The sequence below is a fragment of the Taibaiella soli genome, from assembly GCF_003236175.1.
Taxonomy (GTDB): Bacteria; Bacteroidota; Bacteroidia; order Chitinophagales; family Chitinophagaceae; genus QKTW01.
Map to the genome: position 1 here is coordinate 85,606 of NZ_QKTW01000025.1, position 15,127 is coordinate 100,732.

The 15,127-nt window shown below is 43.0% G+C and carries 13 protein-coding genes; 8 read left to right on the plus strand and 5 right to left on the minus strand.

The annotated features are described in order from the left end of the window. The first annotated feature begins 182 nt into the window (after positions 1-182). The 4 genes from DN068_RS18630 (at position 183) to DN068_RS18645 (ending at position 3,148) form a co-directional block, all read left to right on the plus strand. Complete coding sequence (locus tag DN068_RS18630) at positions 183-914, plus strand: LiaF transmembrane domain-containing protein (RefSeq protein WP_111000456.1); 732 nt, start codon at positions 183-185, stop codon at positions 912-914. 139 nt (positions 915-1,053) lie between these two features. Next, positions 1,054-1,350, plus strand: coding sequence for a DUF4288 domain-containing protein (locus DN068_RS18635; RefSeq protein ID WP_111000457.1), 297 nt, complete (start codon positions 1,054-1,056; stop codon positions 1,348-1,350). Positions 1,351-1,386: 36 nt separating this feature from the next. Further along, positions 1,387-2,409 (plus strand): sensor histidine kinase, encoded by a 1,023-nt coding sequence (locus DN068_RS18640; RefSeq protein ID WP_111000458.1) that lies wholly within the window; start codon positions 1,387-1,389, stop codon positions 2,407-2,409. A gap of 1 nt (position 2,410) precedes the next feature. Then, positions 2,411-3,148 (plus strand): LytR/AlgR family response regulator transcription factor, encoded by a 738-nt coding sequence (locus DN068_RS18645; protein ID WP_111000459.1) that lies wholly within the window; start codon positions 2,411-2,413, stop codon positions 3,146-3,148. A gap of 249 nt (positions 3,149-3,397) precedes the next feature. Here DN068_RS18645 and DN068_RS18650 read toward each other — a convergent pair whose 3' ends face one another. From DN068_RS18650 to DN068_RS18660, 3 genes are all read right to left on the minus strand, one after another. Then, complete coding sequence (locus tag DN068_RS18650; RefSeq protein WP_111000460.1) at positions 3,398-3,706, minus strand: hypothetical protein; 309 nt, start codon at positions 3,704-3,706, stop codon at positions 3,398-3,400. Between the two features lie 148 nt (positions 3,707-3,854). Then, complete coding sequence (locus tag DN068_RS18655) at positions 3,855-4,175, minus strand: hypothetical protein (RefSeq protein ID WP_111000461.1); 321 nt, start codon at positions 4,173-4,175, stop codon at positions 3,855-3,857. A 69-nt stretch (positions 4,176-4,244) separates the two neighbouring features. Further along, entirely contained in the window at positions 4,245-5,495 is a 1,251-nt protein-coding gene (locus tag DN068_RS18660) for a DegT/DnrJ/EryC1/StrS family aminotransferase (RefSeq protein WP_207799028.1), read from the minus strand. A gap of 863 nt (positions 5,496-6,358) precedes the next feature. On the opposite strand from DN068_RS18660, the gene DN068_RS18665 reads away from it, so the two are divergent. The 3 genes from DN068_RS18665 (at position 6,359) to DN068_RS18675 (ending at position 9,808) form a co-directional block, all read left to right on the plus strand. Next, positions 6,359-6,925 (plus strand): REP-associated tyrosine transposase, encoded by a 567-nt coding sequence (locus DN068_RS18665; RefSeq protein WP_111000462.1) that lies wholly within the window; start codon positions 6,359-6,361, stop codon positions 6,923-6,925. A 105-nt stretch (positions 6,926-7,030) separates the two neighbouring features. Next, positions 7,031-9,172 carry a M48 family metallopeptidase gene (locus DN068_RS18670; RefSeq protein WP_111000463.1) on the plus strand — a complete coding sequence of 714 codons (2,142 nt, stop codon included), beginning with the start codon at positions 7,031-7,033 and terminating at the stop codon, positions 9,170-9,172. 21 nt (positions 9,173-9,193) lie between these two features. After that, positions 9,194-9,808: an HD domain-containing protein gene (locus DN068_RS18675; RefSeq protein ID WP_111000464.1), complete on the plus strand. Its 615-nt coding sequence runs from the start codon at positions 9,194-9,196 to the stop codon at positions 9,806-9,808. A 164-nt stretch (positions 9,809-9,972) separates the two neighbouring features. On the opposite strand, the gene DN068_RS18680 is transcribed toward DN068_RS18675, so the two are convergent. Further along, positions 9,973-12,822: a M16 family metallopeptidase gene (locus DN068_RS18680; RefSeq protein ID WP_111000465.1), complete on the minus strand. Its 2,850-nt coding sequence runs from the start codon at positions 12,820-12,822 to the stop codon at positions 9,973-9,975. Between the two features lie 145 nt (positions 12,823-12,967). Between DN068_RS18680 and DN068_RS18685 the strand changes: the two genes are divergently transcribed. Beyond that, positions 12,968-14,350 carry a DNA/RNA non-specific endonuclease gene (locus DN068_RS18685; protein WP_111000466.1) on the plus strand — a complete coding sequence of 461 codons (1,383 nt, stop codon included), beginning with the start codon at positions 12,968-12,970 and terminating at the stop codon, positions 14,348-14,350. A 331-nt stretch (positions 14,351-14,681) separates the two neighbouring features. On the opposite strand, the gene DN068_RS18690 is transcribed toward DN068_RS18685, so the two are convergent. Then, a complete protein-coding gene (locus DN068_RS18690; RefSeq protein ID WP_111000467.1) occupies positions 14,682-15,086 on the minus strand; it encodes a nuclease A inhibitor family protein in 405 nt (134 codons plus the stop codon). Positions 15,087-15,127 lie beyond the last annotated feature (41 nt).

Below are 15,127 nucleotides of genomic sequence, written 5' to 3' on the forward strand. Positions count from 1 at the left end.
CATTTCCCCACATTAGCACATTCCACTCATCAGTCACATTCCGACAAATTAATTAACCTACCAAAGAGGGCCATTCACCGACAACTCCCCATTTTTTACCTATTCGCTATTTAGCGGGCTGGAAACTCATTCTATTTTTACATCATCAATCAGAAACAACAAACTTTTTAAAATAATTAATTATGCGACGCAATCATTTTCGCGATCACAACCGCCACAGAGGAGACAAAGTAATTTTCGGTATAGGGGTGGCCGTTATCGGTACGCTTTTATTGCTGAAACAACTCGGACTTATTTTTATCAGCTTCCACCTTACCTGGCCGCTCATCCTGATCCTGATCGGCGGACTCATTGGTATCAAAAGCCGTTTTCATAATCACGCCTGGTGGATTCTTATCCTGATCGGCGTTGCCAACCTGACACCACAATTCACTATTCTCGGTCATCCTTCCAGCCAATTAATCTGGCCGATGGCTATTATCATAGCAGGTTTAATGATCGCTCTCCGCCCAAAGCGCCAACGCTGTCTGCCCGGAGAAAAATTCGGTCCGACGTTCAATACGACGGCAGACAGCAAACTCAATATTGATGTGACTTTTGGTGGAAGAAAAGAAATTGTAACCTCTAAAGAATTCACCGGCGGTGTTATCAGCACAACATTCGGGGGCGTAGAAGTAAACCTGATGCAGGCCGACAGCACGGTGCAACCAATGGTACTCGACTTTAAAGTGGCCTTCGGCGGCGTAGAACTAATCGTTCCTTCGCACTGGGAAATCGTCATTGAAGCACAGCCATCATTCGGCAGCATCGAAGACCAGCGCATGATGCGCACAGCCAGTCCCGGCGACGAAAAGAAAACACTGATCATTCGCGGTTCCGTTTCTTTCGGCAGCGTAGAAATCAAATCATACTAGTTAGCAGTACCGTTTCCACCCAATCACAAACAAAACATTTCCCTGTCACTATGAAATTTCTAAACGGACCAATTTTTGTTACCTGAATACTAACCATTCCAATTACCATTTCTCTTACTCATTTTAAAAGCTACAACAGATGAAAACTTTTGCTGCACAGATTATTTATAAAATAGAATGCCAGGGAATTGTTACGGAACAATATGAACAACAATGGCGATTGATATTCGCCCAAAGCGAAAAAGAAGCACTGCAGGAAGCGCGCCGCATTGCACAGGAAGAAGAAACAACTTTTGTAGACCGCCATGGTCGCACTATTTTCTGGAAACTGATAGCGGTAAAAGACCTGCGTGAAATTGACCTGGACAACGGTAGTCTGTTGTTCTCTGAAGTGAAAGAAGTAGAGCCGCTGGCGGCGCCTGTATGGGCTGAATAAAATCAAAAACATTCATCACTTTATCAACCAAAAATCTTGTCTGTATTCGATAAAAATATACGCTGGGTAATATTAATCATCCTCATCTTCGCCGCAGGCGTCATTAAAGTAGTACTGCGACACGCCGTAGGTGTGGATCTCGAAGAAGCAATCGGCGACGCTGGTATCAGCGTTTTGCTGATGTCGCTCGGAAGCTGGGGACTTTTAATGGCCATCAACGCCTACCCCACGCGCGTAGGCACTCAAGGCTATGCGTTCTTTATGGCGGTAGCCCTCGCGGGAATCACATGCCTGTTTGATATTGGTATCCTCAAATGGTGGCTCGGCGACAACCCGCTCTACCGCGACTGGCTGGCGCATACCACGCTGATGCGCTTTTTCATTTGTCTGGTTTGTTTCGGATGGATTGCTTCACTCTCAGCCATGCAGAAAAAAATGGCAAAAATTGAGGCCGATTACCAACAACACTCCGACGCAGAAACGCTTCATCGCGAAGCTGAATTATTTAAGCTTCGTCAACAATTGCAACCACACTTTCTATATAACAGTCTTAACTCCATAAATGCTCTGATCATGATACAACCAGATAAAGCCCAGGAAATGATCGGCAAGTTGTCGGATTTTCTGCGCAGTTCTGTACGCCGCGAGGCAAACGAAAAAATACCTATTACCGAAGAACTCGAATATATTGAAGCTTATCTTTCTATTGAAACCATCCGCTTTGGCGACAGGCTGCAGGTAGAAATCAAAAAGGACTATACAGATGACGCAAGTATCCCACCGTTCCTCTTGCAACCCGTTCTGGAAAATGCTATTAAATTTGGTTTGTACGGAAAAACAGGAACCGTAAAAATCTTATTGTACATCGGTTATGAAGATTCGATGCTGGAAATACATATCGTCAACCCATTTGATGAACATATGCGGCCGCCATCCGGTACTGGTTTTGGACTAGAAGGCATTCGTCGCCGACTTTATCTTTTATATGCCCGCGCTGACCTGCTTGAGACATTGCAGGAAGACGGACTTTTTACGACTATTTTAAAAATACCGCAATAGCATGTACAACGTAATTCTCATAGATGATGAGCCACTGGCACGCCAATTGGTAAAATCATTATTACAGCCATACAATCAATTTAATGTTGTTGCGGAATGTGCAGACGGTTTCGACGGCTTCAAAATGATTCAGCAACATAATCCGGATCTTATTTTTCTCGACGTGCAAATGCCCCGTGTAAACGGCTTTGAGATGCTCGAACTGCTCGACAACCCACCGTCTGTAATCTTTACAACTGCTTTTGACGAATATGCACTGAAAGCTTTTGAAGCGCATGCAATCGATTATTTGCTGAAGCCAATTACCCGCGAACGCTTTGATAAAGCGATCCAGAAATGGTTGGCGCAGGCAGCAAGCAAGCAACAACCACAGCTGCAGGAGCTGATGCAGGAAAAAGTGTATGAAGGTTATCAGCACCGCATTGTAGTAAAAGACAATGGCCTGATCCGCATCATTCCTGCGAATGATATTTATTATGTGGAAGCCAACGACGACTATGTGAAGATCGTAACGAAAGACGGTAGCTTTCTGAAGAAAAGTACGCTCGGCCATATTGAGCAATCACTCGATCCGCAACACTTTGTACGTGTTCACCGCTCTTATTTGATTCCCGTGAGCCAGCTGGTTCGCATCGAACCTTATGAAAAGGACAGTCATATCGCATTGCTGCAGTGCGGTGCAAAAGTCACGGTGAGCAAAACAGGCATGACGAAACTGAAATCGATTCTGGGCTGGTAATTCTTTTGAATGATGAATGACCAATTCCCCCTTGACCATTTCTGGGCGGCATCGAAGGAGGGGAAGCTAAAAGAGGCTGATATAACTCGTTTTTTTATTGATATACACATGAAAAAGGCTGGTTGTTTAACCAGCCTTTCTTTTTCTATTTTTCAACCATAAGTAACGGAGCTACCGAGTCTGTTCCACTCTGATTAATCCAATCATCCATAGCGTCTGGGTGTTTTTTCAAATTCTCTTCCTAAAAAATCAATACACAATAATCGGAAGCAACTCCAAAGAATCAGGACCAAACAGATTATCCTCCAGAAGGTCTGGATACTTTTTAAGATTTTGACGAAGCAAAACATTGCCCAGAATTGGCAATAAATAAGCGATCAAAAGACCTGCAACAGTCAATTCACCAAATAAAAACAGGGACATACAGATCCCTGCTAATTCTAGCCCAATCCAGGTAAATAAAGTATAAGCTTTCCAACGGCTTACACTCAATCCCTTTTTTTTCGCATCAGCGCCAACAATGTGCAAGAGGTAATCAACAATAAAAATTTCTAACATTTTCCTATGTATAAAGATGACTTAATTTATTGTCATCTCTAAAATCAAATTTCGGGCCAAACATTACTGTAGACAGCATTACCCGCAAAGACGACTAACGTTGGTCCACTGTATTCCAACCCTTTAGAAAATTTTTATTTTTTTTAAATTATTCCTGCTGACCGTTGTTTACTCTTTTCCCACTCATTCTATCCAGGATAAAACGGATCAGCAGATAACCGCCAAGACCACAGAATAAAACAAACAGACTAGATGCCATTGGCGGATTAGAGACGAAAGCAGAAAGTGCGTCCTTGGTTGGCGGCACATGATAAAAACCTAAGACAGAGATTGTAAAGCCAATCATTTCAAAGGCCTCGAAAATCAGGAAGGTAATAAATCCCCAAACAAAGCCATTCTGGCCTTTCATACGTGCACGTATACTATTGCGCCAGGCAAAAAACAAGGGAAGAAGTATGAGGTCAAACATCAGTTCAATCAATTAAAAAAGGCCCACCTACAAAGGATGGACCCGTTGTATTTTCGGCAAAGCTACACTTTATACGTATTGCTTCATAAACAAGTGCACACTTTCCATTACATGCGCCAGTTGTGCTTCGTTTAATCCGTGGTGACAAGCCAGTAACATGCCGCCGCGCATGACTTTATCAGATTCCGGATAACCGCCTTTCGCTGCTTTATGGACAATATTTTTAAAACCCGGCTGACGCAGAATGTTTCCGGTAAATACCGTGCGCGTCTGGATGTTTCTTTTTTCGAGGAATAGCTGCATATCCCGACGAATAAAAGGCGCAGATTCGCGGATCGTGACCGCGAATGCAAGCCAGCCCGTACGTGAGTCTGGCAGCTGTTTGGGCAAAATGAAAATATCTTCCCATTCACCGAAAAATTCTCGCATACGATTAGAGTTGGCAGTCCGTGCATCAATATTTGCAGCAAGATCATCCAACTGCACCAAACCAAAAGCAGCACCAAGTTCGGCAGGCTCTATATTAAATCCGGGCTCTTCAAAAACAAATTTGGCATCGTATGGAATACCGTCCACTTCCACATTGAAGCGATTTTCTATTTTTTCACTTTCTACAAATAAAGAAGAACTGCGCCCCCAGCTGCGCAATAAGCGCCCGCGATCGTACAAAGCTTCAGTATTCACACAAAGCATGCCACCATTACCAGCGCAATTAATAATGTGCGATCCATAGAATGAAGTCGTGCTCATATCGGTAAAGCGACCTGAAGATGCGCCTCCGATCTCGGCGCCGAGGGTATCAGCACTATCTTCCAGCAACAGCAGGTTATGTTTATTGGCTATCTCACGCAATATTTTCCAGTCGGGCAAATTACCTAACAGGTTGGGAATGATCATCGCTTTGGTCTTTGGCGTAATCATTTCCTCCACTTTATTTGCATCAATATTGTAGGTACCTTCTTCACAATCTACAAATGCCGGCACCCATCCTTTTCGCACCTGTGGCGCAACTGTCGTTGAAAAAGTAAGAGCGGGCGTAATCACTTCATCTCCCTCGTTGAGATTCATGAGCTCAGCAGCCAGGTAGAGCGCAGATGAGCCGGAATTTACCATCACCCCGTATTTTTTATCGTAAAGCTTTGCTACTCTTTCTTCCATGGCGCGAACGTGTTTGCCCATCTGCGTGGAAGTGCGCAATACGTGCATTACCGCTTCAATTTCGGCTTCTCCGTAAACGGCCTTTCCATAAGGCACATGAATAAAGTCTCCCTGTGACATATAATGATGATTATTATTACGAATGTAGGCGATCGTATCCATTTTTATCACTAAAAGGCAGTAGAAAATCAAGATATTATAAATAGAACTACTACCTATCGATATGATTATCTTTTAAAATAGAACTATGGTAAAATATTTTAAAATTATTCCGTTTAAAATACTGTTTTACAGTATACAAGGAATCGCTTTTTATTTTATTTTCAGGTATTAACCCTTTTGGCACGCAAATTGATTTACAGTAGATGATAAACTGATTTAGTGACCTGGAAAAAAGTGATATTTTATGAAAGAATTACTTGAAGAACAACAACAACAGAGCAAAACACTTGCGATCGTAAGTATGGTTTTGATGGGCTGCCTGCTCACCGCCACTACGCTGTATCTGTGTTTCCTTTAGTCTACCCGACAAATAAGTCCTTTAAAGGCTGGTAATAAAAATCCAGCCTTTTCTTTTTTCATCGCACCGCAACTCTCCCCAAAACCTGTACGCTGCACGCCTTATTCGATCTATCGAACGGCCATAACTAGTCCGCAAAACACCGTGGATTAAAATCCTGTTTTCTTTCCGCTGTCGAAGCGCAAAATCAACATGCGTGGGACCGGCGGACCTCTGTCATAATGCAATTTTTACCCCCGAAAGAATATAGCAATGAAAAAATCTGATAACACGCAAGAAGACCAAATCAAAAACAAAGCCGTTTTACCATTGATACTGATATCGACGCTGCTGGTAGTAACTATTATTCTGCTGTTGGTCCTGAACAATTAAGGTTAATCCTGTTGAAATTTAGGTTGTTCGACATACGCGCTGCTAAACATCTATGCTGTTTGACATGTTAGCGTAGCGCATGTCGAAAAACTGATAACATGGGATCTCCGATCCCCGAAACCAACGACAACTCATGGGATACTCCTATACAATCAAAAATCAATACGGGATGCATTTTATTACATGCACCGTTCACCAATGGGTAGACATATTTACGAGAACGGATTATATCGCAATCTTACTCGATAGTATACGATTTTGTCAAAAAAGAAAAGGCTTAAAAGTTTATGCATGGGTGATCATGTCCAACCATATTCATCTCATCGTGAGTAGCACCCAAGATGAACTTAGCGACATAATTCGAGACCTAAAAAAATTTACCTCCAGACAAATTGTTCAATCGACAGAAGCAAATCCAAAAGAAAGCCGGAAACGCTGGTTATTATGGCTATTCAAAAAAGATAATGGCGTTTGTTTTTGGGAAGAAGGATATCATGGCGAAGAGATTCTCACACAATCGTTTTTCAACACTAAACTCAACTATATCCATATGAATCCGGTGCGAGCCGGAATTGTCGACAAAGAAGAAGATTATGTAAATAGCAGTTGCGCAGAACATTATGGCACAAGGATGGGTGCGCTCGAGCTGAATATAGATTTACTACCCGACATACTGGACCGATATAAGCCAATTAGATAATTGAGAAGCGGATTAGAAATCCGCTTTATCTGTTGTTCGACATGCGCGCTGCTAACATGTCGAACAGCTTATATTTGTTGTGCAATTTTTCTAAAATTCTCAACATTGGAATCATATACCTACCCGGCCGCACCTTCGGGAGTGTCGGACGACATGATCGCACCAAGTCTTAGTTTCAAAAAAAACGTAGCCACGGTAGTCGGCAGTATCGTTGCTTTTGTTTTTCTCTATCTCATTTTACTGACGCTCGGCATTCTGATCGGCTTTTGTTTTGCATTTGCCGGAGGGTCGCTTATATATTATGTTCATAACATCTGGGTTATTCTGTTAGGCATAGGCCTGATGGGTATTGGCGTAATGATCTGCTTTTTTCTGATAAAATTTCTCTTCGCCTCAAAAAAAGAAGATCACAGCAACAAAATAGAAGCAACCGAAGATGAATATCCGGAATTGTTTGCTTTTGTGCGTAAGGTAAGTGAAGATGTAGGCACAACCTTTCCAAAACATATCTATTTCACGCAAGAGGTAAATGCATTTGTCTCCTATGATTCTAACTTCAGAAGTCTGTTTTTCCCGGTGCGGAAAAATCTTACTATCGGTATGGGGCTGGCAAACATGCTTAATTTAAGCGAGTTCAAAGCCGTGCTGGCACACGAATTCGGGCATTTCTCCCAAAAGAGCATGAAAGCGGGCAGCTATGTGTATCAAGTAAACAAGGTAATTTACAACATGCTGTACGAAAACAGCAGCTATAGCTCTGCTTTACAGAAATGGGCGAATATGCATCAGATATTTGCATTATGCGCCAGAATCACCGTGAAAGTTGTACAGGCTATCCAATGGATTTTGCAACGTGCTTATCATGTAATCAATAAGAACTACCTCGGTCTTTCGCGTGAAATGGAATTTCATGCGGATGCTATCTCGGCCAAAGTGAGCGGTAGTAATAATGCCATCCATGCATTGCGCCGGATTGATTTTGCAGGTGCCTGTTACAGTATCGTAATCGACAAATACAATGTGTGGCTTAAAGAAAACCGACGTGGCCAGAACGCCTATACGCAACAACGATTAGTTGCTGCAACGCTGGCAAACGAATCATTGTTACCACTCAAAAACGGTCTTCCGGTTTTTAACGATACAGAGACAAATGTGTATCAGAAATTCAATCGCGTAGTGATCAATAACCAATGGGCATCACACCCTACACGCCACCAACGCGAGGAAGCACTCAGCAGATTAGATATTATCGGTACCGTCGTAGACACACCGGCAACGGTTTTGTTTAGAAGTGTTACTAGATTGGAAGAAACGATGACCAATCAGATTTACCAGGATGTTCATTTCCACCAACCAGATGAAGTGCAAATAGGCGGCGACTTTGCCTTTGAAAACGATCTGAGACAAACACGTGAGAAGTATAACTACAACGCTGCGTACAACGGCTACTACAATAACCGTAACCTCTGCGAGTTTGATCCTGCGCGGGTAAACGCTGCAAGCATTACCGATATTGAAACCTATATCCGCGACACAAAAGATCTGCTCAATAAAATTATTGCCACGCAGGAAGATATTGCCGCACTGGAAATTGTAAGCGATAAAAAATCGGACATCCGAAATTTCGATTTTGATGGAGAAAAATATAATCGCGAAAATGCTGCGTTGATCAAAACGAAATTGGAACAGTTGCTCAAGCAATTGAAAAAGGAACAATTGACTGCCGACGAAACGGTGTATCATTACTATTATCAAAAAGCTTCTGCAATTAGCGCCGATCGCGGCATCTGGCTGCGGAACTGCTACATACAATACTTTACGGTGCTTCGCCTATCGCTCGATAATCTGAATTTTATCAATGAAATGGTGGCATTGCTCGAAACATTTTATAAAGACAATACCAAGGAACAGGCAGCAATACTGGCCAGCAATATGGAAAGTAAAATGATCGCTTTTAAGGTGAAAGTGTTGCACGCTGCTAGTGTTTTAAAAACGGTGGACAGCTTGAAGATATTACCGATTCCCACCACACTGGAAGCGTTGCAGGATACGCACTATAAATATCTTGCGGCCAGTTCTTTTAATTCGGAGGCTATTCAGAAAACAATAGAATTTCATAACCTGTTTGCCGACTGGAATTACGATGTACGGATGGAAGCGCAAAAAGATTTGCTGGATAAACAGCTTCAGCTGAGTAACGCAGCCATTCCGATAACTGCTAATACAACGGTTCAGAATTATTACTAACTTGTAATATCTCTTTTTCTTATGCTGAAAGAAATTTTCACTTCGCTGATGCAACGTTATACCAACGATCTGCAAATGATTGACAGACGCTGGAAGGAAATTGAACTCGCTTATTCTGCGCCAAAACGCTATTATCATACGTTGACGCATCTATCTGGTCTCATTACAGAGCTGGATGATTACAAAGAAGAAATTGATAAATGGGATACCGTTTTGTTCAGTGTGTTTTATCACGATATCGTGTACAATACGTTGCAGCAGGATAATGAAGAGCAAAGTGCGCTGATTGCAGTAGAACGTATGTCTGAATTACATTTCCCATCCTCCGTTGTTACAGACTGCAAGGAGCAGATTCTGGCTACGAAATCGCATGAGCTCAGTGACAACAACGATACCAATTTATTTACCGATGCCGATTTAGCTATTCTTGGAAAAGATCCGGAGACGTATAGAAGTTACGCTTCGCAAATACGGAAGGAGTATCGCATCTATCCCGACATCGTTTATAAACCGGGCCGGCAAAAGGTTTTGCAGCATTTTCTTTCGATGCCACGCATTTATAAAACAGAACTTTTCAGAAATAAGTACGAACACCAAGCAAGGACAAATATTGCGCGGGAATTAACAGAGGGTTAGCGCCAATATGGGGATGCGGTAACTGGATGTGATTAAATGTGTGGAATGTGATAAATGCGCTAAATAGCGGGCGTGTCAACATTTCAACGTATCAACGAAAAATAAAAAATCCGGCTTTCGCCGGATTCTTCATTTTATGGCCGCGCCCTTTTAGGCGCTGTGGATTAATTCTGTACTGGTTTTCCTTCGCGGTCCAGCTCTACGATCTGGTAGCCGAGTTTTTGTAAACCATCCCATACTTTAGCTTTATCACCTACAAGTACGATGTTCATCTTATCGAGGTCTGGCAGGTTTTTAAGCGCCAGCGTATTTACATCGTTTGCGGAGATGTTACCCAGCAAAGTATTTTGTTGTTTCGAATAATCAGTTGGCAAGTTGTATTCCTGAACGCGCGCAAGAAACGCAGCTTTCTGGAAGCCTGTTTCGTATTTGCGTGCATCGCTCTGGCCGATTGATTTTTGTGTAAACGCCAGTTCTTCGCCAGTAATACCTTTTGCCTTATATTCTTTCATAATGTGCAATACGTCTGCCAGCGCACTGTCTGTCGCGCTTGCACGAATACCAGCGCTAAACGCGAATGAACCAGTGTATTTATCACCATCAAAGTAAGAACGTGCACCGTAAGTCCAACCTTTGTCTTCACGCAGATCCAGATTAAGACGGCTATTGAATGCACCACCCAACGGATAGTTCATGATGGTGGATTTATAATAATCGCCCAGTGCATCGTATTTCATATTCGTCACATAGCCCACGCGGAATTCAGTTTGCGCGGCATTCGGTACGTTTACGAAATAGATTTTTGTTTGTGCAACAGCTGGTGCAGCAGGCAATACAGGGATTGCAATATCTGCATCTTTCATCTGGTTCAGGAAGCCCAGTTTACCGGTAATTTCAGACTCCGAGACATCGCCCACTACAACAATCGTTGCATTTTTGCGGGAGAAATCTTTGTCATAATAATTCTGAACATCTGCAAGAGTGATATTGCCGATTGTTTGTTCGGAACCGTGAGAAGGCTGACCCAGCACACTTGAAGAACCGTAGTTGACCAGATTAAATATATTGTTGGCCACATTAACCGGCTGGTTCAATGAATTTTTCGCACTTTCGCTAAGGCGCTTTTTGTTTGTCGCGAATGCTTCTTCTGTAAATTTCGAATTCAGTAAACGTTCTTCGAGCAGCGCCATCGTTTTGTCGAGATTCTTCTTCAGCGAACGAACATTTACACTGATATTATCGCGGTCGGCGGATACATCGATACTGCTGCCCAGTTTTTCCAGTTCAGTTGCGAATGCTTCGGCGGAATATTTTTTGGTATCCTCACTCATCATTTCAGCAAACATATTAGCCAGACCTGCTTTTGACAGATCGCCGGCTTCAAGCATACGGCCACCTTTGAATTCCATAGAGATATTCACCACCGGAATTTCATTAGTCTGCGTACCGATCACATTTACGTTGCCTGGCAATTGTTTCTTCCATAATGAAGGTACATTCACCACAGGATTAGCGCCTGCCGGCGGCACTACATTACGATCGAACTTGTCGGTTGGCTTGGTGTATTTCAGATGTGCATAACCATAGTCTGGCGCCTTGTAACCTGTAGTGTCTACTGTATAGTTATCTGCGGCTGCCTTATTGTTCGCATCCTGCTTGGTCATCACGCTTACATAAACAGCATGTTTGCCCTTGATGTATTTATTGTAAACGCGCATCACATCTTCTTTAGTAACGGATGTATAACGCTTCAATTCATTACCGATATAGTTCGGATTGCCGGTAAATGTGTAGAACGCTGCAAGTTGAGATACTTTACCAGATACGCTTTCCAGTCCGTAAACTCCTTCAGCTTCCTGCTGACTGCGGAATTTATTGATATCATCGTCAGTCACACCACGTTTTTCAAATTCATCCAGCGAAGCTTTAATCATTTGCTCCATATCGCTGAGTTTCTGACCCGGATAAGGAACAACAGACATGGTAAACTCACCGGAAAGCTCTGTTGCGCTGTTATACGAATTTGCATTCACTGCTTTCTGACCTTTTACAAAGTTTTTGTAAAAGATAGAGTTGTTGCCTTGTCCGAGGATTTCTGCCAGACAATCCAACGCAGCTTCATCCTTATCAAAACGCGGCGGTGTTGGATATACGACGCGGAGCATCGGCAGCTTCGCATAATTATCTGTCATGGAAATATAACGGTCGCTGTTGAGCACTGGCAACGCCATTTTGACTGGCTGTACATCCGGACCTTTCGGAATCGGGCCAAAGTATTTCTCTGCCAGCTTTACAACGTCTTTCGGATTTACATCGCCGCCCACCGTGAGCACAGCGTTGTTTGGTCCGTACCAACGCAGGAAGAAGTTTTTAAGATCGTCTACATTCACACGGTTCAGATCTTCTACATAACCGATGGTGAGCCATGAATATGGATGTCCGTAAGGATACAGATTTTTTGCGGCTACTTCACTTACCAGACCGTAAGGACGGTTGTCGTAGTTCTGACCACGTTCGTTTTTAACCGTAGCACGTTGTACTTCGAATTTTTGCTGCGTTACCGCATCCAGCAAAAAGCCCATACGATCGGCTTCAAGCCACAACATTTTTTCCAGCTGATTACTTGGTACTGTTTCGAAATAGTTGGTACGATCGCGGTTAGTAGAACCATTGAGTGTGCCACCTGCCTCGGTGATTATTTTAAAATGCTGTTCATCGGCAACGTGATCGGAGCCCTGAAACATCATATGTTCAAAGAAGTGGGCGAAACCGGATTTGCCGATTTCTTCGCGTGCAGAACCTACGTGATAGGTTACATCCACATGTACGATAGGATCTGAGTGATCTTCATGAATGAGCAGGGTGAGTCCATTCGGAAGTTTATACTCTTCATACGGAATGGTTACTTCTTTTCCTTTCTGCGTTACTTTTTCTACAAGCTTAGCCTGAGCCAGCGCAGTAGCAGGGCCATACAAAATGGCCGCCGCAGAGAAAGCGAGAAAAATACGTTTCATTTATTCTGATAATTTTTAAGCCTGCTAAAAGTAAGTTTTCCTGTGGGGAAATGATAATTTAATCTATGCTTTCACCCAAAAAATACCTCGTAATATTGCAACCGTTTTCTCTCAGACGAGACGTACTATTTCTACCTTCTTGAAAATGAAAAAAATATTATTGGCTGTTGCAGCCCTTGCCATTGCATTCCTGGTCGCCTTTCAAAAACAAAAAAGTGCTACACCTCATGTAGGCACCTCGTCCACAGCACATTCTGAAACTAGCGTAAAAACAGTAAGTAATGGATCGGAAGACTTTGAAACGGGACACAAAACCAGCTATGCAGACGGCGAAATCAGCTTAGAATCAGGCAACTGGCAGTTTACAAATGCACTGCTGGGCAGTTCAGACCGAGATCATAAAAACGGACACCAAGGGGTACGATTACAAAAAGACGGCAGCGTCACCACGCTGTTTGATCAATCGGGCGTAACAACCGTTTCGATAACTCATGCATTATATGGAGAAGACGCTCCGGCAACCTGGGAACTACGCTGCTCCACTGATGGCGGTAATGCCTGGAAAAACGCAGGCAATGTTCAAACAACAAGTACTGCGCCTTCCATTGCAACATTCAGCATTAAAGAAAAAGGAAACTTACGTTTTCAGATACACTCACTGAGCGGCACTCGTATCAACATCGATGATTTTTCGGTGAATGGAAAAACGGTAGCAAATAGTTCATCAAATACAGCAGAGGCAAAAGTTACGAAGGCCACCGGACAAGCGACACACAGTATTGCCGGCCGTGATGATAATATGACCCTCGGCAATCCAAGCAAGGCAACGACAAATGAAGCGAATGCGGATAATTACCTGATGGTAAAAAAACAATACACGCTTTCTTACAATAGCTCGAAAGGGATGGCCAATTGGGTAAGCTGGCATTTGAGTGCTGCCTGGCGCGGTGATGCCGAACGTTGCAACTGTTTTACACCTGATGAATCATTGCCTGCGTCTTTTACCAAAATCGCCACATCTAATTATATCCGCACAGGTTTTGATCGCGGGCATCTTTGCCCTTCTGATGACCGCACCGCTACTGCAGAAGATAATGCGGCCACTTTCTTAATGACGAATATGAGTCCGCAGGCACCGATTCTCAATCAGCAAACCTGGGAAAGTCTGGAATCCTATTGCCGTTCATTATTAAGTGACGGAAAAGAAATGTACATTATTGCAGGCGGTTATGGAACAGGTGGTAGTGGCAGCAATGGCGGCAACAACAACAGTATTGCGAATGGCAAAATCAATGTTCCGTCTCATTTCTGGAAGATTGTAGTGATACTGCCTGTTGGAGAAAATGATCTCAGCCGCATTAATGCCGACACAAAAATTATCGCGGTTGACATGCCGAATCAGCAAGATGTGAATCAACATAACTGGCAGTATTACCAGACCACGATTGATAAGCTGGAAGCCGCTACTGGATATGATTTCCTGTCGAATGTACCGGTGGAGGTGCAGAAGGTTTTGGAAGCGAAATAGTTGATGGTTGTGTTATCCGGTACAAAACGAGCAGCGAATATTTCGCTGCTCGTTTCGCTTTTACGTTACTCGCGCGAGCATTAGCGTAGCCGCTCTCGTATCTAAGATTTTCGGCAGTTTCACGACTGCATTTCGATACTCTTAAGACTAACGTCGAGTACCAGTCGTGAGACTGGGCGGTTTTGTAGACACTAGTGACCCTTCGGAACACTAGCGCCAGTTTAAAACACTCGCCAGTATCGTGGGGCCATGTTACGCGGGATGTCTCTCTTACGGTCGACACGACCATATTATTAAACAGCTTTAAATTTCACTTTCAATTGCCAACTATCTAAGTTTCCACCGATAAAGTGTGCAATACCAAATAATCACCATCGTTGTTGGTTGCAGTAATGAAAATATGTACCTGTATTTTGCTGGCGCGATAAAGCTGAATATCCTGAAAATTGTCTTTCAGAAACTTTTGCAATACTTCAAACTTGCTCGCCTGCTCCATCATAAAATCATCATTAGGATCGGCCAGCTGAATGAGTTTTATAAAGAAGCCGTTTACATCACCGCTTTCTATCTCCACGTTTTCTTCTAAATCTTTCTGATGCAAGAGTGTTGCTTTCAGCGCGTCTTCAGATACAATGCCAGACAGATCAAAAACATCAAATTCACTTTCGGACTCACTGAGATAAAGCAAACCGTCAATCAGTGATGTCGCAGTAGCTATCATAGTTTCGTTGAGCATAGTGCAAGTTTACCTGTTCAAATTATACTTTTCCTTTCAAA